At 69.5% G+C, this 25,041-nt stretch carries 21 protein-coding genes; 10 read left to right on the forward strand and 11 right to left on the reverse strand.

Features of this window, described 5'->3' with window-relative positions:
- The first annotated feature begins 41 nt into the window (after positions 1–41).
- Positions 42–650: a response regulator gene (locus tag ABD481_RS18900; protein WP_425559220.1), complete on the forward strand. Its 609-nt coding sequence runs from the start codon at positions 42–44 to the stop codon at positions 648–650.
- A 165-nt stretch (positions 651–815) separates the two neighbouring features.
- A complete protein-coding gene (locus ABD481_RS18905) occupies positions 816–1,388 on the forward strand; it encodes a Uma2 family endonuclease (RefSeq protein ID WP_344667009.1) in 573 nt (190 codons plus the stop codon).
- A 13-nt stretch (positions 1,389–1,401) separates the two neighbouring features.
- On the opposite strand, the gene ABD481_RS18910 is transcribed toward ABD481_RS18905, so the two are convergent.
- Complete coding sequence (locus ABD481_RS18910; RefSeq protein WP_344667010.1) at positions 1,402–2,838, reverse strand: NCS2 family permease; 1,437 nt, start codon at positions 2,836–2,838, stop codon at positions 1,402–1,404.
- Positions 2,839–3,003: 165 nt separating this feature from the next.
- On the opposite strand from ABD481_RS18910, the gene ABD481_RS18915 reads away from it, so the two are divergent.
- From ABD481_RS18915 to ABD481_RS18935, 5 genes are all read left to right on the forward strand, one after another.
- The gene (locus tag ABD481_RS18915; RefSeq protein ID WP_344667011.1) at positions 3,004–3,324 is read left to right on the forward strand and encodes a DUF2530 domain-containing protein; all 321 of its coding nucleotides are present in this window, start codon (positions 3,004–3,006) and stop codon (positions 3,322–3,324) included.
- Positions 3,325–3,463: 139 nt separating this feature from the next.
- Entirely contained in the window at positions 3,464–4,036 is a 573-nt protein-coding gene (locus ABD481_RS18920) for a DUF2617 family protein (RefSeq protein ID WP_344667012.1), read from the forward strand.
- Positions 4,033–4,797: an SDR family NAD(P)-dependent oxidoreductase gene (locus ABD481_RS18925; protein WP_344667013.1), complete on the forward strand. Its 765-nt coding sequence runs from the start codon at positions 4,033–4,035 to the stop codon at positions 4,795–4,797. The genes ABD481_RS18920 and ABD481_RS18925 overlap by 4 nt, the downstream gene beginning before the upstream one ends.
- A 71-nt stretch (positions 4,798–4,868) precedes the next feature.
- Positions 4,869–5,783, forward strand: a complete 915-nt coding sequence (locus ABD481_RS18930) for an SRPBCC family protein (protein WP_344667014.1) — start codon at positions 4,869–4,871, stop codon at positions 5,781–5,783.
- Between the two features lie 76 nt (positions 5,784–5,859).
- Positions 5,860–6,726, forward strand: a complete 867-nt coding sequence (locus ABD481_RS18935) for a FadR/GntR family transcriptional regulator (RefSeq protein WP_344667015.1) — start codon at positions 5,860–5,862, stop codon at positions 6,724–6,726.
- 254 nt (positions 6,727–6,980) lie between these two features.
- Here the strand turns inward: ABD481_RS18935 and ABD481_RS18940 are convergent, their stop codons facing one another.
- The 3 genes from ABD481_RS18940 to ABD481_RS18950 all read right to left on the reverse strand — a co-directional run bounded on the left by ABD481_RS18940 (position 6,981) and on the right by ABD481_RS18950 (position 9,251).
- On the reverse strand, positions 6,981–7,457 hold the full coding sequence (locus tag ABD481_RS18940; RefSeq protein WP_344667016.1) for a helix-turn-helix domain-containing protein: 477 nt from the start codon (positions 7,455–7,457) through the stop codon (positions 6,981–6,983).
- A 328-nt stretch (positions 7,458–7,785) separates the two neighbouring features.
- Entirely contained in the window at positions 7,786–8,370 is a 585-nt protein-coding gene (locus ABD481_RS18945; protein WP_344667017.1) for an anthrone oxygenase family protein, read from the reverse strand.
- Positions 8,367–9,251: a Rossmann-fold NAD(P)-binding domain-containing protein gene (locus tag ABD481_RS18950; RefSeq protein ID WP_344667018.1), complete on the reverse strand. Its 885-nt coding sequence runs from the start codon at positions 9,249–9,251 to the stop codon at positions 8,367–8,369. The genes ABD481_RS18945 and ABD481_RS18950 overlap by 4 nt, the downstream gene beginning before the upstream one ends.
- An 82-nt stretch (positions 9,252–9,333) precedes the next feature.
- Between ABD481_RS18950 and ABD481_RS18955 the strand changes: the two genes are divergently transcribed.
- Entirely contained in the window at positions 9,334–10,317 is a 984-nt protein-coding gene (locus ABD481_RS18955) for an AraC family transcriptional regulator (RefSeq protein ID WP_344667019.1), read from the forward strand.
- A 47-nt stretch (positions 10,318–10,364) separates the two neighbouring features.
- Here ABD481_RS18955 and ABD481_RS18960 read toward each other — a convergent pair whose 3' ends face one another.
- From ABD481_RS18960 to ABD481_RS18970, 3 genes are all read right to left on the reverse strand, one after another.
- Entirely contained in the window at positions 10,365–11,474 is a 1,110-nt protein-coding gene (locus tag ABD481_RS18960) for a DNA polymerase III subunit delta' (RefSeq protein ID WP_425559221.1), read from the reverse strand.
- A gap of 155 nt (positions 11,475–11,629) precedes the next feature.
- Positions 11,630–14,536, reverse strand: a complete 2,907-nt coding sequence (gene tmk / locus ABD481_RS18965; RefSeq protein ID WP_344667021.1) for a dTMP kinase — start codon at positions 14,534–14,536, stop codon at positions 11,630–11,632.
- A gap of 114 nt (positions 14,537–14,650) precedes the next feature.
- Positions 14,651–15,472, reverse strand: a complete 822-nt coding sequence (locus ABD481_RS18970) for a DUF4232 domain-containing protein (RefSeq protein WP_344667022.1) — start codon at positions 15,470–15,472, stop codon at positions 14,651–14,653.
- A 156-nt stretch (positions 15,473–15,628) separates the two neighbouring features.
- Between ABD481_RS18970 and ABD481_RS18975 the strand changes: the two genes are divergently transcribed.
- The gene (locus ABD481_RS18975; RefSeq protein WP_344667023.1) at positions 15,629–16,867 is read left to right on the forward strand and encodes a helix-turn-helix domain-containing protein; all 1,239 of its coding nucleotides are present in this window, start codon (positions 15,629–15,631) and stop codon (positions 16,865–16,867) included.
- A gap of 54 nt (positions 16,868–16,921) precedes the next feature.
- On the opposite strand, the gene ABD481_RS18980 is transcribed toward ABD481_RS18975, so the two are convergent.
- Entirely contained in the window at positions 16,922–17,365 is a 444-nt protein-coding gene (locus ABD481_RS18980; RefSeq protein WP_344667024.1) for an SRPBCC family protein, read from the reverse strand.
- A gap of 57 nt (positions 17,366–17,422) precedes the next feature.
- Positions 17,423–17,785, reverse strand: a complete 363-nt coding sequence (locus tag ABD481_RS18985) for a DUF488 domain-containing protein (RefSeq protein ID WP_344667025.1) — start codon at positions 17,783–17,785, stop codon at positions 17,423–17,425.
- Positions 17,786–17,814: 29 nt separating this feature from the next.
- Here ABD481_RS18985 and ABD481_RS18990 point away from each other — a divergent pair, with 29 nt between their 5' ends.
- Positions 17,815–18,633 carry a class I SAM-dependent methyltransferase gene (locus ABD481_RS18990; protein WP_344667026.1) on the forward strand — a complete coding sequence of 273 codons (819 nt, stop codon included), beginning with the start codon at positions 17,815–17,817 and terminating at the stop codon, positions 18,631–18,633.
- A 763-nt stretch (positions 18,634–19,396) separates the two neighbouring features.
- On the opposite strand, the gene ABD481_RS18995 is transcribed toward ABD481_RS18990, so the two are convergent.
- The gene (locus ABD481_RS18995; RefSeq protein ID WP_344667027.1) at positions 19,397–22,888 is read right to left on the reverse strand and encodes a hypothetical protein; all 3,492 of its coding nucleotides are present in this window, start codon (positions 22,886–22,888) and stop codon (positions 19,397–19,399) included.
- 234 nt (positions 22,889–23,122) lie between these two features.
- Entirely contained in the window at positions 23,123–24,634 is a 1,512-nt protein-coding gene (locus ABD481_RS19000) for a YfjI family protein (protein ID WP_344667028.1), read from the reverse strand.
- Between the last annotated feature and the right edge of the window lie 407 nt (positions 24,635–25,041).

Genomic DNA, 25,041 nt, shown 5'->3' on the forward strand with positions numbered 1-25,041 from the left:
TCCTCGTCGACGACCAGGAGCTGCTCCGCACCGGCTTCCGCATGGTGCTGAACAGCCAGCCGGACATGGCGGTGGTCGGCGAGGCCGGCGACGGCCAGGCGGCGCTGGACCTGATGCGCACCCTGGAGGCGGACGTGGTCCTGATGGACGTCCGCATGCCCCGCCTCGACGGCGTTGCCGCCACCCGCGAGCTCGTGGTCCGCGGCGAGCGCCCCAGAGTCCTGATGCTGACCACCTTCGACCTCGACGAGTACGCCTTCGCGGCCCTGAAAGCAGGCGCCTCCGGCTTCCTGCTCAAGGACGTCCCACCCCCGGACCTCCTCGCCGCGATCCGCGCCGTCCACAGCGGCGAGGCGGTGGTGGCGCCCTCCACCACCCGCCGCCTGCTCGACAAGTTCGCCCCCCTGCTGCCGAGCGAGTCCGAGCCCGCCCCGCCGGAGCTGACCGTGCTGACCGACCGCGAGCACGAGGTCCTGCTCCTGGTGGCGCAGGGGATGTCGAACGCGGAGATCGCCTCGAAGCTGTTCCTGTCGGAGGCGACGGTGAAGACGCACGTCGGCCGGATCCTGATGAAGCTGGGCCTGCGGGACCGGGTGCAGGCGGTGGTGCTGGCCTACGAGACGGGGTTGGTGAAGGCGCGGGGGCGGTAGGGCGGGGCGGCGGGGGCGGGGCGATGGGGGCGGGAGCGCACTCGTTCGAGGTCTGACAGTGGGCTGAACGGGTGATTGCTGCTCATGTCGGCGCGGCTGTTCGCTGATGTGTGCACACTGGGTATCGGCAGCGAGACCATCTGTATCCGGAGGTGCCCTGTGCTTATGCCCGCGCGGCTGCCCGAATGGCTCACGCCTCCCGAGGACGGCTACACCGCCGAAGACCTCGACCGGATCTCCGATCTGCCTGCGCACACCGAGCTGATCGACGGGAGCCTGGTCTTCGCGAGTTCGCGACCGGCCTTTCACATGGTCGTGATTGACGAGCTCAAGAGTGCCTTGCGCAGTCAGGCTCCTGAAGATTTCGTCGTCATGCGTGAGATGACCGTGACCTTGGCGCGAAGGCAGCGTCCGGAACCGGATCTGTCCGTCATCACCAGGGCGACGTTCCAAGGCCTTGATCACGGCGACCTGCTGGTGGCGGGGGTGGTTCTGGTCGTCGAGGTCGTGTCCCGGGAGTCGGAGATCCGCGACCGCGAGCGCAAACCGCGGCTGTACGCCGCCGCGGGCATCCCGGACTACTGGCTGGTCGAGAACGAAGCCGGCGAGCCCGTCGTCCATGCCCACGAACTCGGCCCCGATGGCACCTACCGTCCGGCCGCGGTGCACAGAGGGCGGCTCAAAACGAGCCGCCCCTTCCCGCTCGACATCGACCTGGCCGGTCTGACGCGGGTGTGATCGGCGGCTCCGCCTAGTCGATCCCCAGCGCCTGCTTGATCGGGTCCAGCGCGAAGTACACCACGAACAGCGCCGCCACGATCCACATCAGCCAGTTCACGTCCCGCGCCTTGCCGAGCACCACCTTCAGCACGCAGAACAGGATGAAGCCGGCGCCGATGCCGTTGGTGATGCTGTAGGTGAACGGCATCAGGGCGATCGTCAGGAAGGCCGGGACGGCGATCTCCCAGTCGTCCCAGTCGATGTCCTTGGCCTGGGTCATCATCAGGAAGCCGACCGCGACCAGGGCCGGGGCCGCGGCCTGGGACGGGACGATGGTCAGCACCGGGGTCAGGAACGCCGCCAGGAACAGCAGGACGCCGGTCACGATGTTCGCCAGGCCGGTGCGGGCGCCCTCGCCGACGCCGGCCGCGCTCTCCACGAAGCAGGTGTTGGAGGACGCCGAGCCCGCGCCGCCGGCGGAGGCGGCCAGGCCGTCGATGAACAGCACGCGGCCGATGCCGGGCAGGCGGCCGTCGTCGTCGAGCAGGCCCGCCTCGCCGCTGACGCCGATGATGGTGCCCATCGCGTCGAAGAAGTCGGCCAGGATCAGCGTGAAGACGAACACGACCGCGGTCAGGACGCCGGCGTGGCCGAAGCCGCCGAACAGGCTGAACTTGCCGAGCAGGCCGAAGTCGGGGTGCGCCACCACGCCGTCCGGGACCTTCGGGGCGATGGTGCCCCAGGCCGCGTCCGGGACGGTGGCGATCTTGTTGACCACGATGGCCAGCACCGTGGTGGCGACGATCGAGATCAGCAGGCCTCCCGGCACCCGGCGCACCAGCAGGCACAAGGTGAGCAGCAGGCCGACGCAGAAGACGAACATCGGCCAGCCCTTGAGGGTGCCGCCCGCGCCGAGGGTCACCGGGGTGCCCGCGCCCTTGCCGACGAAGCCGGCGTCCACCAGGCCGATGAAGGCGATGAACAGGCCGATGCCGACGCCGATCGCCTTCTTCATGGCCAGCGGGATGGCGTCCATGATCCGCTGCCGCAGGCCGGTCACCACCAGCAGGCAGATGCCCAGCCCCTCCAGCACCACCAGGCCCATCGCGTCCGGCCAGGACATGGTCGGCGCCAGCGTGTAGGCCACCACGCCGTTCAGCCCCAGCCCGGCGGCGATGGCCAGCGGCAGGTTGCCGCCGATGCCCATGATCAGCGTCATCACGCCGGCCACCACCGCGGTCGACGTGACCAGCTGCGTGTGGTCCAGGGTGTGCCCGAACTTGTCCTTGGCGGTGTCGCTGCCCAGGATGATCGGGTTCAACACCAGGATGTACGCCATGGTGAAGAACGTGGCCAGTCCGCCCCGGACCTCCCGGACGTAGGTCGAACCCCGCTCGTGCACCTTGAAGAGGCGCTCGAGAACCCCCACCCCGCCGGGACCCCCGGCGCCGTCCACCTGAACCGTCACCTCTACACCTGCTCCTCACCCGGTGCGAACGACCGCCGATATCCTGTGCACATGACAACCCAGGGCCGCAGGCGCCGAGCGGAGGAACCGGAGGGCACGCCGGAGCGTGACCCGTCCGGGCGCACCGCCCCGAGAGGGCGCGTCGGCCGGCCCAAGCTGGAGCCGATGCAGATCAACGAGGCAAAGGTTATCTGGATCGGCATCGGCCTGTGGGCTGCTGCTTTCCTCATTTTGTTGCCTTTTCGTAAAACCCTCATCTCTGATGGCCACGGCTGGTGGCTTTACACCTGTCTGGCCGGTGCGGGTCTGGGGATGGTCGGCCTGCCCATGGTCGGGCGCCGCAAGACGGTGATGGCGCGGGAGACCGAGCGCGGGCGCGAGATCGGCCGGGACGAGGGCGGCCGGGGCGGAACCGGCCGGGACGGAAGCGGCCGGGACGGCGGAGGGCGCGGGAGCCGCGTCGGCCGCGGGCGCGGTCGCCGCTAGCTCCACCGTTAGCTCCACCGGCGGCCCGCCGTCAGCTTCCTCGTCGGCCCGCCGCCGGCTCGTTTCCCCGTCGGACCTCGATTCATCGGACCATACGCTTTCTTCGTGACCGTGGAACCGGCCGACTCGTTGACCGAGCGTGATCGCTCCCTTATCGGTCCCCTATAGGGATGTCCGCGCATCAGAACTGTCCTGGTCCCTGGAAGCCCCCGACCAGCCCCCGCTCCACGCCCGCCACCACCGCATCGGCCCGCTCGACGTCGAAGTCCGCATCCTCGGCGCCTCGCACCAGATCGTGGTGCGCGCCGACGGCCGCCTGATCTGCCGCGAGACCGTCGCCTGCCGCGACGCCGCGCCGGGACCGCTGCCCAGCGCCGCGGAGCGCGAACTCGACGACGGCTTCCACTACGAGGTCCGCTGCGAGGTCCGGGCCGTCGACGCCGCCCACTTCCCGGCCTGGGCCACCGCCCTGAACGACTACGCCGGCGCGCTGCCCGACGCCACCATCGCCGTGTTCCCGGCGATCCCGAACGCCGTCACGGCCGTCGTCGTCGAACCGCTCCCGGCCCGCCTGCACGGCGCGCTGTGGCGCACCTGGCACACCTATCCCCAGGCCGGAGGCGGCGGCGAGGTGGTCGCGACCAGGACGGTCCTGCACCGCGCACCCCCCTCTGGTGGCGCCGGAGGGGGCATGCCAGGCTTGAGGCCATGACGACGGCCTTGATTACCGGGGCGACGGCCGGCATCGGTGCCGCGTTCGCCCGGCGTTTCGCGGCGGCCCGCTATGACCTGGTGCTCGTGGCCCGGGACGTCGCCCGCCTGGAGAACAGCGCCGCCGAACTCTCCCTGCTCGGGGCCGCCGGCGTCGAGGTCCTGCCCGCCGACCTGGCCACCGCCGAGGGCCGCGCGCTGGTCGAGGACCGCCTGGCCGACCCGCTGCGCGGTATCGACGTGCTGGTCAACAACGCCGGCTTCGGCCAGGGCTCGGCCTTCCTGTCGCACCCCGTCGAGGACGAGGAGGCGATGCTCGACGTGCTGGTGCGCGCGGTGCTGCGGCTCACCCGCGCGGCGCTGCCCGGCATGATCGAGCGCGGCCGCGGCGCCGTCATCAACGTCTCCTCCGTCGCCGGCTTCGTCCCCCGCGGCACCTACAGCTCCGCCAAGGCCTGGGTCACCAACTTCAGCGAGTCCGTCGCCGCCGAGGTGTACGGCACCGGCGTGCGCGTGATCGCGGTCTGCCCCGGCTTCACCCATACCGAGTTCCACGAGCGCGCCGAGATCGACACCGGCGACATCCCCGGCTGGATGTGGCTGGAGGCCGACGAGATCGTCGAGGGCGCGCTGAAGGACCTGCGCCGCGGCGTCCCGGTCAGCGTCCCCAGCGTGCAGTACAAGGCCCTCACCGCGGTCGCCAAGCTGGTTCCCCGGAATCTGGTGACCAAGGTCAGCCGCGGGATGTCCAAGCGCTGGTAACGTGCCACCAGGCACGTGATCCGTGAGGCCGCGCCGATGCGGCCGACATCCGGCAAGGGGGTGGGTACGCGATGACGTTCGAAGTCGAGGTGCCGCTGCGGCACCGCACGGTCTGGCCGGCGTTCACCGATCCCGAGAAAACGGCGCGCGCGGTCCCCGGGCTGATCGTCGACGCGGTGCACCCGGTGCCGCCGGCCGAGGGCTCCGACGGCGTGGCCGGCGACGTGGTGGCCGGCCGGCTGCGGCTGCGCGTCGGTGCCGGACCCGGCGGCGCCGTCATCACCTACCGCGGCACCGGCTGCATAGCGTCGGCCGACGCGACCAAGGGCACGCTGGACATCGCCGTGGACGCCGCCCAGGCCCGCGGCGACGGCGCGCTGGCCGGCTACCTGCGGATCACGCTGACCCCGGCCGGGGACGCGGGGGAGCGGACGCTGGTGTCCGTGGTGCCGGAGCTGGAACTGTCCGGGCGCGCGCTGGAGTTCGCGCGGGAGGACTGGCACGCGGCCGTCAGCGCGCTGGCGCAGACGTGGGTCGAGGCGCTGACGGCGGATCTGGTCGAGGACAGGCCGGCGGCGGAGCGGGCAGTGGCGGAGCCGATTGCCGAAGCCAGGCCGATTGCCGAAGCCGAGCCAGTTGTCGAGCCCGAGCCGATTGCCGAGCCCGGCCCGGTCGCCGAGTCCGAGCCGATTGCCGAAACCGAGCCGTCGGCCGGGACCGACCCGGTTTCCGAAGTCCCGGAGCCCTCACAACCCCTTGTCGTGAAGCCGTCCGATAAATCGCGGGAATCTGCACGGGAGGCCGTCGCGGAGATCGCCGCCGATTCCCATTCCGAAGACCCGTTGGCACCGGTCTGGCAAGGGCGATACGAGAAGAACCGGCGGCTTCCGTTGATCGCCGCTCTGGCATTGTTCCTGCTGATCAAGAGGCGCCGCCGCCAGCGCGCCGACAAGGCGGGCGCGGATTCATCATTTAGGATGGAATAGCCCTCGGAAAGCTGCCTTGAGCAGACCTCGGCTCGTACATTGGCGCGCAAGTCGGTACATCACACCGGATGGCTGGATGCCTGGCATCCAGCGACGCGAGCAGTACGATCCGAGGAGCACCAGCAGCATGTACGTCGAGGGATGGAACGTCCACCGGGTCATCCGGCCCGCCCGCCTCGCCAACGCCGTCGTCGAGCGGCTGCTGCTGCGCATACTGGAAGGCGAGTTCCCGCCGGGCACCGATCTGCCGCCGGAGGCGGCGCTGGCGGCCGAGTTCGCGGTCAGCCGCACGATCCTGCGCGAGGCCCTCAAAGCCCTGGAGGAGAAGCGGGTCCTGCGCATCCGCCACGGCCGCGGCACGACCGTCCGCCCCAAGGCCGAGTGGAACCTGCTCGACCCGCTGGTGCTCTCGGTCCAGCTGGAGTACGAGTCCTCCCCGGAACTGGTCGAGGAGCTCGGCGAGGTGCGCACCGCCCTGCTGACCCTGATGGCCGAGCTGGCGGCCCGCCGCATCCACCCGCCGCAGCGCGAGCAGCTGGCGGCGGCCCTGGAGCGGATGCGCGCCGCGGCCGAGGACCCGGCGCCGTTCCACGACGCGGCGGTGGCGTTCACCCGGACCCTGGCCGAGGCGGCCGGCAACGAGGTGGCGCGCTGCGTGATCGAGACCATCGACGTGCCCTACGGCGGCCAGGACGACGACGCGGGCAAGCTGGCCGAGGCGATGAAGCTGCGGCTGCTGCTCGCCGAGGCGGCGTACGCCACCGTGGCGGCCGGCCCCGGCGCCCCGGCGGGCGCGGTGCCCGCCCCGGCCTCGGCCCCCGCGACGTCCCCGGCCCCGGCGGTCGCCTCGGCGGCGCCCGGCTCGCAGCCGTTACGCCAGGTCGCGACGGTTCCGCTCAACCGCCACGGGCTGCGGACGCCGGCCCAATCGGCACGGGTGTAGGTAGGCTGCCCTCCTACTTCAAACGGGGACTGAGAAGTGACGAGCGCGCATATGGCCCCGCCGGGTTGATGAGAACCCTGCGGGGCCTTCGCGTGCTCGGTGCTCGGTGCTCGGTGCTCGGTGCTCCGTGGTCGGTGCTCGGGCCCGGCGCTCCGTGCTCGGGCCCGGTGCTCGGTGTTCGGGGACGGTGGCTCGAGCTCGGGCTCGGCGCTTGAGGTCTCGGTGGTCGGTGCTCGGGGGCTCGGCTTTCCGGTTCACGCCGCGGCTGAAGCGCCCCGGCCGCCGCCTGCCAGCAACCGCCGCACCGCCACCGGCGTGTGCCCCACGTGCTCCCGCACCGTCCGCGTCAGATGCGCCTGATCGGCGAACCCGAGCTCGACGGCCATATCAGCGAGCGCCGTCTCCCCGCCGCCGAGCCGCTCCATCGCCCGCCCGACCCGGACCCGGTTCCGGTACCGCGTCAGCGAGACCCCGGTCCGCCGCGAGAAGACCCGGCTGAGCCGGAACGGCGATACCTCAAGCAGCTCGGCCAGAGCGCACAGGCTCACCGCCTCCGGAGCATCGGCGATGATCGCCTCCCGCGCGGCGGCGGCCAGAGCGTCGTCGGACGTCGACGACCGCGCCGTGAAACCGGCGGCGATCGCCACCAGCTTCAGCAGTTCTTCGGCGGTTGCATAATCGGCGTCTCCAGTAGCGGCCGCTATGAGCAGTCGCCTATGCGTGAACTCCATACGTGCATCGATATATAGGGCAGTTCCCTTAGGGATCCGCCTCCAGAGATCGGCAGAGAATCCGATCGATGTGCACAGGTCGCCACCCGCCGGATGCGCAAAGCGTTCTTCCTCTCCCGGCGCGGCCAGATATGCGGTCGTCCGGTCGAGATCGGCTTCCGCCCCGTTCGCCGACCGCCGGAACCGCCCTCGCCGGACCAGCACCAGCCGGTGCTCCTGATGCTCCTCGGTCGCCGACCAGGTGGCGTGACCGCCCGCACACGTCACCTCATGCACCGAGAACTCCGGCCGGGTCGCGAGCGTGACGGCTGTCTGCACCTTCCCGACGCTACGTACTGCCACCCACAAGAAGCGGCCCTGAGTCGACCGGCGGATACAGACGCTGCTCGGGCTCAGCTTTTCCCAGGAGCATCATCGCCCGCGCCAAGCAGGCGGCGGCTCCGGTGGAAAGCAGAGCCCGAGCGATGTTCCACGTGTTCCAGGTGTTCTCGAAGTGCGCCCGCACCGCCGCCGGATCGGCGATCTTCGCCGGGTTCCCGGCCGCCGCCAGGTCGTTGTTCAGCGGGATGTTGATCCCCATCGTGGTCAGCAGGCCGATCACGTAGAGCCCGAGCGCGGCGGCGATCCACAGCCGCATCCGGCGGTCGTGCCGGTACTTGCGCAGCGCCCAGGCCGGCAGCACCAGCGCCCCGAAGAAGCTCAGGAAGAACAGCGGATTCTCGATCTTGGTGTTGATGTTCTGCATCGCCTCGATGAAGGTCCGGTCCCCGGAGGCTCCGAGGCCCAGCATCACCGCGCAGGCGAAGGCGTAGTAGACGCCGGCGATCAGGCCCATGACGATGGTGGCGGAGGCCAGGATCGTCGCGGCACCGCGGGTGCCGGTGTGCTTGGCAGGCGAGTAGTCGGCGGTCACTTCCAGGCTCCGTTCGCGGCGACGGTCTCGGCGTAGTCGGCAAAGTCGCGCGGCGGCCGTCCCAGGGCGCGGAACACTCCGTCATCGATGTGGGCGTTGCGGCCGTCCAGGACCTCGGTGAACAGGTAGGCGAGCATGTCGATGACCTCCTGGGGCTCTCCCGCCTCGGCGAGATAATTGGTGAAGGCTTCCAGCGGGATCGGCGTGAAGGCGATCTCGCGCCCGGCGGCCTGCGCGATGGCGGCGACCGCCTCGGCGAACGTCAGCAGCCGCGGGCCGGTGACCTCGTAGACCTGGCCGTGGTGGCCGTCCTCGGTGAGGGCGGCGACCGCGACGTCGGCGATGTCCTCGGCGTCGACGAAGGGTTCGCCGACGTCGCCGACCGGCAGCGCGACCTCGCCGGACAGGACCGAGTCCAGGAACGCGCCTTCGGAGAAGTTCTGCGCGAACCAGCTGGCCCGGACCACGGTCCACTCGAAGGGGCCGTCGGCGACGATCTGCTCGCACCGCTGGGCCTCGACCTCGCCGCGGCCCGACAGCAGCACCACGCGCCGCACTCCGGCCGCCTTGGCCTGCTCGGTGAAGGCCGCGACGGCCTCCGGCGCGCCGGGGACGGCCAGGTCGGGGAAGAAGGACAGGTAGACGGCGCCGACGCCGTCCAGCGCGTCCGGCCAGGTCACCGGATCGTCCCAGTCGAAGGCCGGGTCGGCGACGCGGCTGCCGCGCCGGATGTTCACTCCGGCCAGCTCCAGCCGGTCGGCCACGCGGCGGCCGGTCTTGCCGGAGGCGCCGAGGACCAGGGTCAGCGGGGAGGCGGCGGTCCCGGCGGTCTCGGTGGTCTTGTTGGTCTTGTTGGTCTCTTCGTTCGTGTTCTCGTTCATGAGAACCAGTACACCGGCCGCGAATGAGATTCAGAATGGCTCAGACTCCACACATCCATACGCCATCGTCTACAGTCGAGGCATGGACGTGATAGCCGGTCTGCTGAACGGACCGCGCGCCGACGGCGCCTTCCTGCTGCGATCACACCTGACGCCGCCCTGGGCGCTGGAGGTGCGGGACCGCGCGCCGCTGACGCTGGTCGCCGTGGTCTCCGGATCCGCCTGGGTGCTGCCCGAGGGCCTGCCCCCGACCGAGCTCCGTCCCGGCGACCTGGCGATTCTGCGCGGCCCGGACCCGTACGCGGTCGCCGACGACCCGGCGACCGAGCCGCAGGCGCTGATCCACCCCGGGCAGCGCTGCACGACGCCCTCCGGCGAGGACCTGGGCGACCTGCGCACCCTGGGCACGCGCAGCTGGGGCAACGCCCCGGACGGCGCGACGGTGCTGGTCACCGGCACGTACCAGGTCCTCAGCGAGATCTGCGCGCCGCTGCTGGCCGCGCTCCCGCCGCTGGCCGTGCTGCGCAGCGGCGAATGCGACACGCCGCTGATCCCGCTCCTGGGCGCCGAGGTCGCCCGGGACGCCCCCGGCCAGGACGCGGTGCTGGACCGCCTGCTCGACCTGCTGACCGTGGTGGCGCTGCGGACCTGGCTCGCCCGCCCCGACGTCGAGGCGCCGGCCTGGTACCGCGCCCAGGACGATCCGGTGATCGGGACCGCGCTGCGGCTGATGCACGACGATCCCGCGCATCCGTGGACCGTCGCCGAACTCGCCGACGCCGCGCACGTGTCCCGTGCGGCGCTGGCCCGGCGGTTCACGACCGAGGTCGGCGAGCCGCCGATGGCGTACTTGGCGAACTGGCGGCTGGCGCTGTCGGCCGACCTGCTGTGCGACCCCGCCGCGACCATCGCGTCGGTCGCCGAGAAGGTCGGCTACGGCAGCGCGTTCGCGCTGAGCACCGCGTTCAAGCGGGTGCGCGGGATCAGCCCGAAGGAGCACCGGGAGCGGGCCGCCCGGGAGGCGATGCCGGTGGCGGCGGTGCGGCCTTGGCGGATGGCGGTGTAGGCGGCGAGGCAAGACGGCTGCCGGACGCCTGATGCCGGCTGCCGGAACTACCGCAAGCTCACCGCCATCGCCTCCACCGCCAGCAGCGGAGCCACGTTCCGCTCCACCGCCTTCCGGCACGCCAGCACCGCCTCGATCCGCCGCAGCGTGGCCTCCGGCGTCCCGTTGGCCGCGATCCGCCGCACGGCGGCGTACTGGTCGTCGTGCACCGGCTCGGTGACGTCGCCGCCGGGCCCGCCGAGCGCGCCGAGCTGCACCGCGAGCACGTCCCGGTAGAACGCGGCCAGGTCCACCAGCGCCAGGTCCAGGGCGTCGCGCTGCATCCGCGTCGCGCGCTTCTTCTGCCGCGACTCCAGATCCTTCAACGCGCCGGCCGCGCCGGGCACCGCCTTGCGCGAGCCCTCCTGGAAGCCCAGCGCCAGCCGCAGATCGGCGGTCTCGTGCGCGTCGCGCTCCTCGGCGGTCCGCTTGGCCTCCGATATCGTCGCGTCGACCAGCTTCTGCGCTGCCGCCAGCGCCGACCCTATGTCGGTCAGCGACGAGGCCAGCGCCAGCACCTCGGTCCGCTTGGCCCGCGCCTCGTCGTCGGTGGCCAGCCGCTTGGCCCGGCCGATGTGGCCCTGCGCGGCGCGCGCGGCCTCCCGGGCCCGGATCGGGTCCACGCCGTCGCGGCGCACCAGGATCTCGGCTACCGCCCCGGAGGGCGGCGTCCGCAGCAGCAGGTGGCGGCAGCGGGAGCGGATCGTGGGCAGCATGTCTTCGCGGCCGGGCGCGCAGAGGATCCACACCGTGCGCGACGACGGCTCCTCGACAGCCTTCAGCAGCACGTTGCCCGCCGCCTCGGTGAGCCGGTCGGCGTCCTCGATCAGCAGCACCTGCCAGCGGCCCGACGACGGGGTCATCGACGAGCGCCGGACCAGCTGGCGGGTGTCGGCGACGCCGATCGACAACTGGTCGGTGGCGAGCTGGAGCACGTCCGGATGCGTGCCGTCGAGCACGGTGCGGCAGCCCAGGCAGTGGCCGCAGCCGGGCTCGCCGGGCGTGGTGCACTGGAGCGCGGCGGCGAACACCCGGGCCGCCGTCGACCGCCCCGAACCGGGCGGACCGGTGAGCAGCCACGCGTGCGTCATCCCGTGCCCGAGCGCGGCCTGGACCAGCTCGGCGCCGACATGGTCCTGGCCGACGAGGTCGCTCCAGACGCCGTAGGGCTCGAAGGCTGTCGTCGAGCGCGGCGTGGCTCGGGAATCGGCGCCCGCGCCGGCCGCTTCGGGAACGCTGTCGAAGCCGTCGCCGCTCACGAGTCCTGCGCCGCTCACGAGTCCTCCCCGGACCGGCCCGGCCGCGCCGGCCGCACGCCGAACAACTCGTCGGCCAGCGACCGGGCGTCCGGCTCGCCGATCTCGTCGAACTCCGGTTCGGCGACGTAGTCCGGAACGTCCCACTCGCCGCGCGCCGACGGCGCCGTGATGTCGGCCGCCTCGGCGGACTGCGGCCTGGCGTGCTGCGCCGCGGCCTGCTCCCAGGCCTGCTGCCGCGCCCGCTCCCGGGCCTGCTCCTGCGCGCGGGCCTCGGCCGTGGCCCGGGCCGCGGCCGATACTTGCTCCGGCGAGGCCCCGAACCGGTCGGCCCGGGTGCCGATTGCGCTGGTCGTGCCGGTCGTGCCGGTTACGCTGGTGGTTCCGGTCGCGCCGGTCGCGCCGGTCGCGGACAGGTCCCGCTCGGCGGCCTCCCGCGCCCGGGCCGCCGCCTCGCGCTCGGCGCGCGCCGCGCTCTCCTCCAGCCGCTGCCGGTGCTCGTGCCGCACGACCGCGCGGGCGGCCTCCTCCACGCGCTCCCGCTCCTGCCGCTCGGCCTCGGCGGCGACCTTCTGCCGCTCCTCCTCCGACAACAACGCCAGCTGCTGGGCGCGGATCTGCGCGAGCATGGCCGCCTCGGCCTGCTGCCGCGTCGCCTCTTCCTTCTGCTCCCGCCGCGAGAGGTGGACCCGCCCCTCCAGCCGGGCCCGGACCCGGCCGCTGATCTCGGTGATCGGCGCGGCGGCGTCGATCACGACGAACCGCTCCGGATCGGCCTCGGCCAGCGCCAGGTAGCTGTCGCGGACCCGCCGGTGGAAGTCCGCCGACTCCAGCTCCAGCCGGTCGGCCGGACCGGTGCGGCGTCCCGCCGCCACCGTCGGGTCCAGGTCCAGCAGGACCGTGATGTCCGGCATCAGCCCCTGCGTGGCCCAGCGCGAGAGCAGCTCCACCTCGCGCTGCGACAGCTCGCGGCCGGCGCCCTGGTAGGCCAGGGAGGAGTCGATGAAGCGGTCGGTGAGGACCACCGCGCCCCGGGCCAGCGCCGGGCGGATCACCCGCTCCACGTGGTCGGCCCGGTCGGCGGCGTAGAGCAGCGCCTCGGCGCGCGAGGAGATGGCGCCGGCGTTGCGGGCGTCGAGGACGATGGCCCGCAGCTTGGTGCCCAGCGGCGTACCGCCGGGCTCGCGGGTGACGACGACCTCGTGGCCGCGGCTGCGCAGCCAGTCGGCGAGCGCGGCGAGCTGCGTCGACTTGCCGCTGCCGTCGCCGCCTTCGAGGGAGATGAAGGTGCCCGGGTAGGGGCCGGTGTTCGGGTCGGCGGCCTGGCCGGGGGCCGGGGCGGCGGTCGAGGCGCCGGCGTTCGGGCCGGCGGTCGGTCCGGCGGTCGAGGCCGGATGGGTGCCGGCGGCGATGGTGTTTCCTGTCCTGGTCCCGCGTCCGGGCGTGTCGGCGCCCGGCGGCAGGTGCACGCCGCCGTCGGCGTCCGCTCCCGTTCCCGCTGATCCCGACGCCGATCCCGATCCCGCTCCGCCTCCGGCGGCGCGCGACGACGGGGCGGTGCGCTTGAGCGCCGCCTTCAGTTCCTGCCGCAACGATTTCCCTGGCACGTCATCCATCATCCTGTACGCCACCCACCCGACGCCCGCCGCCAGCAAACCGGCCGCGAACAAGGTGATGGCGGCGCCACCGTACGTGATCGACGCCGGGCCGGGCAGCTCGATCGTGCGGGCCCCGACGGTACCGGCCACGGCGGGCGCGACGGCCAGGATCAGGATCAGCGTCACCCGGATCAGCGACTGCACGAACGCGAAGGTGCGGCCGCGCAGCTCGTCCGCGACCTCGCGGCCCAGCATGGTCTGTCCGACGATCCACGCCGTCCCGCCGAGGAATCCCACGAGCAGCGCGCACAGCACCCCCACCAGCAGGCTCGGCACGACCGCGAACACGCAGAGCACCAGCCCGGCGGCGGTGATCGCGACGCCGAACAGGCGCTCGCGCGGCAGCCCGGCGAGCACCCGCGACCCCGTCGCCATCCCGGCGGCCAGGCCCAGGAACACCGCGCCGAACAGCACGCCGTAGGCGGCCTGCCCGGCGTGCAGGTCGCCGACGTAGGTCCGGGCCAGCCCGACCACCGCGCCGCCGGCCGCGAACGCCCCGGTGGTGCCGATGATCACACCGCGGATCCGGTTGTCGGCGGCCAGGTAGCGCCAGCCGTCGAGCAGCGTGCGCAGCGCCGAGCGGCTGTCGGTGCGGTTCTCGCGCCGAGCGGCGCGCTCGGTCGCCGACCGCGCGGGGATGCCCTTCAACCTGGCGATGGTCAGCGCCGAGAACAGGAAGGTCAGGCCGTCGAAGTAGAGGGCCAGGTTGACCGGCTTGGCGGTGAAGAAGGCGAAATGGCTGGCCAGCGCGTCGGTGACCAGGGCGAGTGAGGTGAAAACCCCAGCGGCCAGCGGCGCGGTGCCGTAGGCGGTGAGCAGCGACACCTGGTTCGCCGACTCCAGCAGCCGCGGCGGCACCAGGTTCGGGACCGTCGCCTCCTTGGCCGGGATCCAGAACATGGCCGCGATCTCGATCAGGAACGTCGCGACCAACAGCCACCACAGAGTCCCGACCAGCGGGATCGAGACGAACAGCAAGCACCGCGCGCTGTCCCCGACCACCATGGTCGACCGCCGGTCCAGGCGGTCGGCGGCGACCCCGGCGATGGGTCCGAACAACACCGCCGGGACCAGCCGCAGCACGAACACGCCCGCGACCGCGTAGGAACGGCCCGCGTAGCCGCCGCCGGCGAGAGAGGCCGCCAGCGAGGACTGCGCGAGCAGCCCCAGCCAGTCGCCGAGGCTGGACAGCGACAACGCGATCCAGAGCCGACGGAAGTCGGGGATGGCGAGCGCTGCGCGGACCCCGGGCGGCGATGACTCCATGCAACCACCGTAATGCGCAGAGTTCTCGGGCAGGTTTGTGGTGGGTTCGCAGCAGGTTCGCGGCGGTTTCGCAGCAGGTTCGCGGCGGTGCCGCATTTCGTACCTGTGCGCCGGCTACCAGGCGACGGCGCTTTGCAGGTCGGACTGCCAGTAGGTGACGAAGGCCTTGTCGTCGACATAGGTGTTCGCCGGCAGCGGCAACGTCAGTTCGCCGGGGAGCGACCCGGACTGGTCCCGGGACTCCAGGAAGACCTCGACCTGCTTCTCGACCCGGCCGGCGCCGCCGGAGCCGTCCGCCGCGGAGGTGCCGATGGCGGCGTAGGCGGACTCGCCGGGGGCGATGGTGACGACGGCCTGCGGCTTGCTGTCCTCGACGGCTTGGGTGACGGACTGCTGGTCGGCGTCGAAGCGCAGGCCGGGGTAGTAGTACAGGTTGCACGGACCGGTGCCGGTGTTGGTGACGGTGAGCAGGACGTGGTTCACAGGGCGGGTGAGGTTGGTGACGGTGGGCTTGAGCTGGGTGGTGGCGCAGTCGGTGGGGCGGGCCGGGGCGGTGGTTTTGGGGGTGGAGGGTTTGGCGGTGGTGGTTTTGGGGGCGGTGGGGGCGGAGTGGGTCTGGGTCTGGTTCGGGTTCTGGTTCGGATTCGGGCTCTGGTTCTGGCTCTGGGTCGGGTTCTGGCTCGGGTTCTGGCTCGGATTCGCGGTGGCGGACTCGGCCCCGGATCCGGACGTGGCATCGGCCCCGGGCGGATTCGTGCTCGGCGCGCCGACGGCCGGGGTGCTCGTGGCCGCCGAGCCGGAGCCGGCGTTCGCCGCGTCGGCCTTGCCGGCGCTGCCACAAGCGGTCAGCCCGAGGAGGCCGGAGGCGGCTATCGCGGCGACGGCGAGGAGGTGCTTGCGGGGCGTGCCGAGGCGGTCGGTCATTTGATCGGTCATTCGGTCGGTCATTCGATTCGTCATGGCTCCGCAGCTTGTCCGTTCCGGCGTGGCGCTCGTCGGGGGTAGAACAGGGTTTTGTCGTGCCTGGGACGGTTTCCCGTAGCATGAGCTGCGGATTCGCGCAGGGGATGGGACGCGGATCCGGGACGGAAGGTGGATCTGGTGGGCTCGGGGGCGGACGGTTTCGCCGAACTGCTGGGGTCGTTGAAGGAGCGTTCCGGGCTCAGCTACGGCGTTCTCGCCAAGCGGTTGCATGTGGGGACGTCGACACTGCACCGGTACGTGCGCGGGGAATCGGTGCCGGCGGAGTACGCGACGATCGAGAAGTTCGCGCGGCTGACCGGTGCCACGGCGGCGGAGATGGCGGAGCTCTATCGGCTGTGGATGCTGGCGTCCGAGGCTCGTTCCTCAACGGTCGCTGAGGTGGCTGCTGGGGAGGAGTCAGGGCCGGAGCCGAAGCCGAAGCCGGTCGAGACTTCGCCTATTGGTGAAGTTCTGCAGAATCCGCCAGAGTCCTCTGGCGTTGGACCCACAGTGCGGACTCCACGCCGCTTGCTTCCAGCGCTCGCGATCGTTGCTGTTCTGGGCGTCGGGGCTGGGGTCGCAGGGGTTGTGTTCGCCACCTCCGGGAAGTCGAGCCCACAGCAGTCGCCAGGCGCAGCGGGGCCCGCCTCTTCTACCTCCGCTGCTTCTACTTCTGCGGCTCCTATCTCCACTGCTCCTACATCTCTGCTGCCCTCTTCGCCGTCTCCATCCCTCCCCGCTCCTCTCTCGGTCGATATCCGTCCCTACCAGTGGGAGGACAAGTGCGACCAGTGGTACCTGCTCAACCGGAAGCCCTCAGAGGTTCCGCCGCCACCTCCTGAGCAGGACGCGCGCGGCTGGGCCAAAGCGCTGGGCGCTGTACCGGCCGGGACGATGAAGCTGGAGTTGGCAGTGCAGGGGACGTCGGGCGACACCGTCGTACTGCACTCTCTGCATGTACGGACGATGAGCAAGGCCGCGGCGCTGCCATGGTCGGCGTTCTCTATGGCGTCGGGATGCGGAAGCGGTATGGCGGCGACTTCGTTCGCAGTGGATCTCGACGCCGACCGTCCGCTGGTGCGTCCCCAGGCGGGCAAGGAGGGCGACACAGTGATTCCTGCGGTGGACTTCCCCTTTAAGGTTTCCAAGACCGATCCGCAGGTGCTGACCGTCTATGCGCACGCGACCGCGGTCAACGTCAGCTGGTACCTGGAACTGGACTGGAGCAGCGGGGATCGCAGCGGCATAGTGCGGATCGACGACCACGGCCAGCCGTTCCAGACCAGCGGGGGCAAGGGGCGTCCGTTGTATGACTACAACATGGAGACGGGCAACTGGGATTCGGATGAGACGGCGACCTTGGACTGATGGGGCCTGAGGTCGGTCTCGGAGCCCAAGGTCGCTTCTCGGTTTCGCTTACTGCTATTGCTCCTCGGGCTTCGCCCTTAGCGATTCCGCTGCGTTCTTGAGGCCCTCTGCCTCCATGGAAACGTACTGGCGCGTGCGCTTACCGAAGATCGCCTCAATGAGACCGCTCAGCGAGCCGGTCTGCTCGACGATGAGAACCATGCGTGTCCGGTCTTCGCTAAGCGCTTCGAGGCTGTGGCCTGCGCGCACCTTCACGCCGGTGGTTCGCATCTCCCAGGTGAAGGACTTGCCCGGCTCGCAGTCGGTGACGGTGTAGACGGCGGCCTTCAGCTTGGGTTGCGTTACGCGCGCACTGCTTCCGACCCCGACTTCGCCCTGCTGGAGGCGCTCTACAGAGGTCATGGACGCGGTCCAGTTCGGCCAGGACTCCACGTCGGTCAGGGTCCGCCACACCACGTCGGGGGCGGCGTCGACGTCGATCTGCGTCTGGAATCTCATCGGATTTCCCTCCGATTCCTTTGTACCGCAGAGCCTTAACGCGTCTTGCGCGGGCCCCTATGCATCGCGCTCCAGGTGCCGCAGAAGGATCGGTACGTGTGAGTGCTCGACGTCCTTGGCGGCGGTGATGAGGGTGACGGTGTGCTTAGCGTGCAGCGCGCGGAGCTCCGCCAAGGCTTGCTTCTGCGCGTCGCCTTCCAGCTCGGCGTCATAGCGTTCCTTGAAGACCGCGTACTCGTCCCGGTTCTCATGGAACCACTTGCGCAGCTCATTCGAGGGCGTCGCGTCCTTGGCCCAGCCGTCGAGCTCAGCCTCTTCCTTGCTGACGCCGCGGGGCCATAGCCGATCGACCAGGATCCGCTTCCCGTCCGCCTTTACCGGTGCGTCGTAGGCACGCTTCACTCGGTAGTCGCCGCTCATGGGGTCAGGCTACGTGAGAAACTCAGGGAATGAAGAATGCCCATGAGCTAAACCAGTTGGCCGCGGACTGGGAGCAGCTGGGCATGGAGGATCCGCTGTGGGCGGTGTGCGTCGATCCGCAAAAGAAAGGCCGCCGGTGGGATATCAACGAGTTCTTCGCATCGGGGCGGCTGGAAATCGACGCTGCGATGGCCTATGTCAACCGACTAGGTCTGGCCGGCGGCGCGCGGGCGACGGCGCTGGACTTCGGCTGCGGCGCAGGTCGGCTGACGTTGGCGCTGGCGGAGCACTTCGAGCAGGTTGTCGGGGTGGACATCTCTCGGAGCATGCTCAGCGAGGCCGCTCGGCACGCGGGCCATGGTCGATGCACGTATGTTCACAACCAGCGTCCTAACCTGCGCTGTTTTGACGATGACTCTTTCGATCTCGTCTATACGAGCCTGGTGCTGCAACACTTGTCGCGTAACCTGGCACTCGCTTATATCAGCGAGTTTCTCCGTGTCGTGCGGCCCGATGGTCTTGTGATGCTCTCTGTTCCCATCGCGCCGCGCCCAACAGCCAAAGCGGCCGTCTTTGTCCTAGCACCGTTTCGATGGATCAGATGGATTCAGCAACGAGTCCTGCATTACCCTGCACCGATGCGGATAAGCTCAATCTCTCGCCGCTCTATTGAGGCTCTCGTCGATGCGCAAGGATTCCGTGTCCTGGCGACAGCCAAGACCATCGACCGATCTCGCGACTGGCGCGTGGCTCAGTTTGTCATCTCCGCCGCTAAGGCGAGATCTGAATCTGCAAGGTTCGCCGACGCGGCCGCCCTCGCCAGCCCACACGCCCTGACGACGTCGTGACCTCGACCCGGTCACGGCGGCGCACGATGGTCGAGTCGATTGCTATCGTCGCGGCCTCTCCCGGCTGGAGGAAGAAGGGGAATCCGTGCCTGCCGTGAACGTCGATATATATCGGAATGTCGCAATCATCCTCGTGCGCGTGCTCTGAGCGATATACCCAGCAGCTGCGAGAGGACGCTGGTGAGGGTGCTTCCTGAAACCGTGCAGATCACCTACTAGGCAGATGCAGCTGCCGGGGCCTGCCTCACCGTCGTGATGTGCGGCGAGTGCACCCCTGCGATTTCGTACAGGTCTTCCTCCAGCACCCGCGCCTTCCAGTACTCACAATCCGTAACCGCCACCGGATCCCCGACCGCCCCAGCTCCGCGAGATACCCAGCCCCCGCCCATCCATAGCCCCACCCCCACTCCACCCCACCGGCAACCCCAACCCCCTTCAACACCGACCTCCGCGAAACCCACGCATCACCCACCCGCCCCACGCGCCTCGCCGACCAGCCGAGTAGAGGGAGCGCTGCGGCGACACGACAAAGGCGCCCGCTGGATCAGCGGGCGCCTTTGTCTTAATACCTTTGCGGAGCCTCCTGTCGGAATCGAACCGACGACCTACGCATTACGAGCCCGCCGTTTAGTCACTACGAGGCTTCTACCTGCAACGATCCCACATGTTGCACCCCTCATTGCACAGCTGACTAGGAGTTTCGCGCGTTCCTCATTCCAGAATCCATTCCACAGTCCACAGGGTGCAAGGCGCGGTCGCGCCATCAAGTTCGCTGGTGTGATTGGTCAACGCCTTGGATGAGGCTGTGCCAGGTCCACGGACGAGAAGGCTGGCCGTCGGGTTCACGTCCATAGGGTTCGAATTGGTCGGGACGTAGTCCGGCGTTCTCGGCTCGCCTATTGAGCTGCGTAACCGCCTGTACATCGCCGGCCTCCTCCAACGCCTCCAGGAGACGATAAACCCCGCCCGGCTTGCCTAGGTCGGCATGAGCGGCAGGCTTGCGTGCCAGCAGTATTGCGACGGCTTGCGCATCCCCGCCCGCCCGTAGGCCTCGTAATAACTCGGCCACTGCTGCCGAGTTAGTGAGGTCGGTGTGGGTGGCAGCGCGCTCGGCGAAGGTCACGGCGGCCCGCACATCTCCAGCTGTCCGCATAGCCTTTAGAAGGCGAGCTACTGCGGTCGGGTCGGCAAGGTCTGCGTCGGCGGCAGCACGCTCGATCAGCGTCGCGGCAGCCCGCTTGATCTCGGCTGTCCACAACACCTGCACTAAGTAGGCCACTTCACTTGAGTTAGTGAGGTTGGTGTGGGCGGCAGCACGTTCTCCCAGTCTCACGGCGGCTTGGTCATCTCCAGCCCTTCGCAATGCTTCTAGGAGCCAGGCCACAGAGCTTGGGGTAGTGATGTCGACCTGATTGGCCGGACTGCGTGCCAGCAACGTTGTGACCGCCTCTTCTTCCCCGGCATCTTGCAGTTCCCGCAGCAGTGAGCCCACTGCAAATGGGTCGGTTAGGTCGACCTGGGTAGCCGAGCGGCGTGCTAGCAGCGTCGCGAGAACGTGATCGACTCCGGTCTTTCGTAACGCCGGCAGCAGGTAGGTCACTGCTCGCGGGTTGGTGAGGTCAGCGTCTGCTGCAGCGCGCTGAGCCAGCACCGCGGCCGCTCTGCCATCCCCGGCAGCGTTCAGTTCGCGTAGCAGGAGGCCTACTGCTCCCGGGTCGGTCAGGTCGACATGGGAAACTGAAACACGGGCTAACAGTGTCCCAACAGCCTGCATTTCTCCGACATTCCGCAATATCTCCAGCCAGCTGGCCAATGTGTGCAGGTCAGTGACTTCGACCTCGGCGGCGGCGCGCTCGGCGAGATTCGTGGCGGCTTGCTTTTCCCCAGCCGCTTGCAATGCCCCTAGAAGCCAGGAAAAGCCTGAGATGGTGATGACCACGTGATTGGCCGGATTGCGTGCCAGCAACGTCGTGACCGCCTGTTCGTCCCCGGCATCTTGCAGTTCCCGCAGTAAGGAGCCCACTGCAAATGGGTCAGTGAGGTCGGCGTGGACGGAGATACGCTCGGCTAGCTTCGCGGCTGCATGCGTATCTCCAGCCTCCCGGAGGACCCTAAGAAGTCGCGTCGCGGCTTCCGGGTTGGTGGGGTTAACGTGATTGGCCGGGTCGCGTGCCAGTAGAGATGTAACCGCATGCTCAAGTCCGGCCCTACGCAACTCCTGCAGCAGCCAGCTCACCTCGTCCGGGATGATCAGCTCGGCGTGGGCGATCGTGTAATCAACCGCAGCGCACTCGGGGTCGAGGGTGGGGCCGAGTGCGATCAAGGCGGTTGCGGGGTGGCCGGCGGTGACGGCCTTGTGCCACAGACGTACCGCGATGGTCCGCAAGCCGCGTGACCAAGCCTGCCATGCAAGTCCGTCCTGATCGCTGCGATCCGTGGTGTGTTCGATCAGGGCTTGCCACAGGGGTGCGGTGCCAAGAGATTCGACGCGCTGGCGACGTGTGTGCTGTTCGAGGTAATCAGCAGGCTTGTAGCGGGCCGGATCGCCACTGCGAGGGTAGACCGCAGTTATAGCAGTTAGCGAGTGGTGAATGTCGGTACGCGTACCGTTATCGCGCTTGCCGATTGTTAGAGCTCGTAGATCGCGTTCCGCCCAGTCATGGTCGGGCGAGCGGTGGTGCGCCGGCAGGTCGCCGTCGGCGGCCTCGGCGAGCAGTGCGGCAGGCAACGGGCCGCGATGGCCAAGGCGGCGGGCGTCTAACGCTGCGGTAATCAGCGCATGCTCGCGGGCAGTGAATAGTGGGCCGGGGCCGGCCAAGTAGGCGGCGAATAGCTCCGGGCCGCCGGACAGGTGCTGAACCACCCGCCCATCACCGGCCCCGGCGACCGACGCCTGCCAAAGGCGGACATCGCTAGCAGCGGCGGCCAGGCTCCGCCAGGCCTCCAGGTCACGGCCGTCCAGGCCTGTGGGCACGTTTAGACGCACCGCATAGGCCGGATGGTTCAGCAGCGCCCTGGACTGGGCGTGAGGGTCACCGGGCAATGCAGCAGTCAGCTCGTACCAATACGGGTCGGTCCACAAGGTGCCCACCACGGCGATTCCAGTGCTGCCGTGCAATATGGCATGTAGTTGGCCCGCCGCATTCTCCCCGTCGGTTCCGTAGAGGAAGCGCTGAGCCTCGTTCAGCCAAAGCACGCATCCCGACCGCACTCGGCCGCCCTTTATGAAGGTGAGCAGGTCTCCGGCATCGGTGGGATGCAGCAGCGGTGCGTTCGGCGCCACCTCTAGCAGCGCCTCGTAGAGGGCGCGGGTCTTGCCCGTTGAGGACTCGCCGGTCAAGATCACCAGCCGTGACGGGCCGCCAGCGAATGTGCCGGACAGAATCTTGCGCAGCTCAAAGTCGTGCCCGCGTGGCAGATAGGCGGTCAACGGCGGGTCTGGTTCCGCTGTGCAGCTGTTCTTGTCAAAGACAGACTTGGCTGCGGCGTGTACCTCCAGATTGGCTGGCCCGAGGGTGGTGACAGTGTCTACCGGCGGGTCTCTGTCGCCCTGTGTCGCCAGCAGCAGACGTTTTACGGTGGTGTAAGTGCGGTGCTCGTAGGAGGTGGGGCGGGCGATGGTGCGGTGATCCCCGGGCAGTGCTGCTGCCTCGGGGAACACCGTCTGCGCCGAGGCCCGAGTGACCACCCCATCCTGTTCCCCGGCGTACACCGAGAACGGAATCCGGCAGGACCGCTCCGTCGGCTCGGCGGGGGCATTAACCACGTCTCGCAGCACTGTCCGTAGGGTGTCGGCTACTAACTCGTCGAAGGGGCGCAGCTCCTTTTCCTGCGGGTTGCGTCGTACCAACAGCCCTCGCGTGGTTAGTAGCAGTTGGGAGCCGGCGTTGGGGGTGGCCAGCAGCACCACCCGCTGGATCCTCTTCAGCTCCCGACCCCGGCCCTCGGACAGCATCCGAACAAGGCACCGTTGGATGACCAAACCGCCCTGACTGTGTCCCACCAGCACCAGCGAGTCAAACCCCGCAGCCTCGGTAACCAGATACTCCTTCAGACTGTCAGCTGCTGTCGTGATCGACGGGAGCACCCGCAAGGGCCGCCACCACGGCCGCCATACGCCGGTGGCATAACCGAATCGTGGTCGCGGCTCGGCCGCTGCCCCGGCGAGGTGCTCATCGGTGGCCATCAGCCCTGCGAACGCGTCCCACATCGCTGGAGAGGATTTAACCCCATGCACGAACACCACACCAAGCACCCGCGTCGCGCCTCCGGAGAACCTGCCGCCAGGACCAGACCTGACGTCGAGCGAATCAGACTACCGAATTGCCACTGCCGGTAAGCGACGAACATTCCATGGATCGCCGATTGGAGCACTGGGCGGCGCTGCCCGGGCCAGTACTGGGCGCCGCCCAGGGCCGCGAAAGGCTCTCCGTGTCTCCGCAGTATCCGCAGAAATGATTTCTGCGGATACTGCGGAGACACGGAGAGGTCAGGTGCCGATGCTGGGATGGGTCTCGTAGGCCGGAGCGGGAGGTCGTCCACGTCCGGCGGTTGGCGGGTCGGGCAGGCGTCGGATGTAGCCGTGGCGTTCCAGGACGGTCAGCGCGGCGTCCATGTCGCCGATCCTTGGGAAGCGTTGGCGGTAGGCGGCGGTGAAGGCCTCGCGGGCGGTGAAGCGGACCGGCTGCACGCGGTGGATCCAACCCAGGACGGCGCGGGCACGGACGATGGTTTCGTCGGTGCTCATGGCGTCGAAGGCGGCCAGGGCGTGCAGGGCGTAGTAGTCGATGATGCGGATGGCATTCGCGGCGGTGGTACCGCTGATCGGCTTGTCGTAGCCGTCACATAGATGCTCGGCCAGGTGCAGTAGGCCGGCGATGCGCATGGCGGCGCCGACTGCCTTTCCGGCCCAGTCGCGGATTCCGGCGAGGTCGCCTTCGTCCGCCATGCGCTTCTCGTACCGGGCCGAGGCGTCGCGGCGGTGCGCGCTGGCCTCAGGCGACAGGGTCAGCTCGGCCTCGCCGTCCCGCTCGGCCATGGACAGGGCCAGGGCGTGCAGCTGCGTGGCGTAGGCGGCGTGCGTGGCAGGCTCGGCGGGGTCCGGTTCGGTGTTGCGGTTGCCGACGTTGACGGTCGGCAGTGCATACAGGAATCGGCCGAGCAGGCCTCGTCCGGCGGCGCCGGGGATCTCGGCGAGATCGCGCAGTACGGAAGGCTGCGTGCAGATGCCGAGGGTGAGAGCGGGCCGGTCGATGGTTTCCGAGGGCCGGCCGCGCCGGTCCACCCGGAGTATGTCTCCAGCGTGGCCCTTGAGGAACACGTTCATGGACGGGGTGCCGGAGTAGCGGCCAGCCATGATGGCGAAGATTTCGCTCTCGGCGCTGAGGATGGCCAGGCGTCCGCCCTGGTCGGCGAGCATGGAGGCGGCGGCTTCGGGGGTGATGTCGTCGGCGACTAGGCGTGGCAGGGTCGGGACGGTCGCGGCCTCCAGCTCGGCGGCGGCCTCCTGTGCCTCGATCTCGGCGATCGTCCGGTCGGCGAGGCTGGCTTTCGCCGCTGCGGTGGCTGCGCGTGCGGCGCGTTCCTCGGCGATCTGCCGGGTGGTGACGGCCTGGACGATCTGCGGGCGTGCGGTGTCCTGAAGCACCTTCTCGGCGGCGAGCAGCGGCGTGATCATGGTACTGAACACCGGGGACTTGCGGGTACCCGGCGGCAAGGCGGTGACTAGGAACAGGTTCACCGGTTCGGACCACATACCAGGGCGGACAATGACGCGAGCTTTGCCAGCGCATGCGGTGGCCAGCGTGGCGAGCGCAACCGAGGCGGCCAGGTCCATCGGGGTCTGCGTCTCGTCGGCCACAGCGGCGACTTTCTCCGCAACCCACTTCGGCAGGGCGTCGCCGGGGAACTCCGGCAGATCGGCTACGGCTTTGCCGAGCGGGGCCGGGTCGGTCCAGCCCTTGGACTCGACCTCTAGTAGCGAGTTGTACTCGGCGCGCACGCGGGCCCGTAGCGGTGCGTCCAGTTCCTCGGAGCGGCCGATCTGGGCGAGTCGGGTGGCTTGTATGTAGCGGTTTGAAGTGGCCCGGGTCTGGCGGCTAGAAGTGGCCCGGCCTCTTGGCCATCCCAGATGCTGGGTTTCGATCTGATTGGCCCGGGCTGGGTCGGTAGAGCAGCGATCAGACCTGAGCTGACCTGGTTGTATGCCCGTGAGGTGAGGTGGGCCAGTTCAGGCCGCCTCCAGACAAAACGCGCACAGGCGCAACTGGCCCAGGGCCACTTCAAACCGCCACACCCGGGCCACTTCAAACCGCTACGGACACACCGCAGGCGCCGACGAACAGCGGACCTTCATCGACGAGGAGTTCGAGTTCCTCGACTGGCTGCACGGCCGCGAAAGCTGACCCC

This window comes from Catenulispora yoronensis, assembly GCF_039531695.1.
Taxonomy (GTDB): domain Bacteria; phylum Actinomycetota; class Actinomycetes; order Streptomycetales; family Catenulisporaceae; genus Catenulispora; species Catenulispora yoronensis.

What these genes read in the sequence shown, in the direction of transcription:
- ABD481_RS18930 (WP_344667014.1), top strand. Translation starts at nt 4,869, where the DNA reads ATGACGTTCGAAGTCGAGGTGCCGCTGCGGCACCGCACGGTCTGGCCG.
- ABD481_RS18970 (WP_344667022.1), bottom strand. Translation starts at nt 15,472, where the DNA reads ATGACCGATCAAATGACCGACCGCCTCGGCACGCCCCGCAAGCACCTC.
- ABD481_RS18940 (WP_344667016.1), bottom strand. Translation starts at nt 7,457, where the DNA reads ATGGAGTTCACGCATAGGCGACTGCTCATAGCGGCCGCTACTGGAGAC.
- ABD481_RS18905 (WP_344667009.1), top strand. Translation starts at nt 816, where the DNA reads ATGCCCGCGCGGCTGCCCGAATGGCTCACGCCTCCCGAGGACGGCTAC.
- ABD481_RS18915 (WP_344667011.1), top strand. Translation starts at nt 3,004, where the DNA reads ATGCAGATCAACGAGGCAAAGGTTATCTGGATCGGCATCGGCCTGTGG.
- ABD481_RS18935 (WP_344667015.1), top strand. Translation starts at nt 5,860, where the DNA reads ATGCCTGGCATCCAGCGACGCGAGCAGTACGATCCGAGGAGCACCAGC.
- tmk (WP_344667021.1), bottom strand. Translation starts at nt 14,536, where the DNA reads ATGGAGTCATCGCCGCCCGGGGTCCGCGCAGCGCTCGCCATCCCCGAC.
- ABD481_RS18980 (WP_344667024.1), bottom strand. Translation starts at nt 17,365, where the DNA reads ATGAGATTCCAGACGCAGATCGACGTCGACGCCGCCCCCGACGTGGTG.
- ABD481_RS18925 (WP_344667013.1), top strand. Translation starts at nt 4,033, where the DNA reads ATGACGACGGCCTTGATTACCGGGGCGACGGCCGGCATCGGTGCCGCG.
- ABD481_RS18985 (WP_344667025.1), bottom strand. Translation starts at nt 17,785, where the DNA reads ATGAGCGGCGACTACCGAGTGAAGCGTGCCTACGACGCACCGGTAAAG.
- ABD481_RS18900 (WP_425559220.1), top strand. Translation starts at nt 42, where the DNA reads ATGGTGCTGAACAGCCAGCCGGACATGGCGGTGGTCGGCGAGGCCGGC.
- ABD481_RS18950 (WP_344667018.1), bottom strand. Translation starts at nt 9,251, where the DNA reads ATGAACGAGAACACGAACGAAGAGACCAACAAGACCAACAAGACCACC.
- ABD481_RS18955 (WP_344667019.1), top strand. Translation starts at nt 9,334, where the DNA reads ATGGACGTGATAGCCGGTCTGCTGAACGGACCGCGCGCCGACGGCGCC.
- ABD481_RS18990 (WP_344667026.1), top strand. Translation starts at nt 17,815, where the DNA reads ATGAAGAATGCCCATGAGCTAAACCAGTTGGCCGCGGACTGGGAGCAG.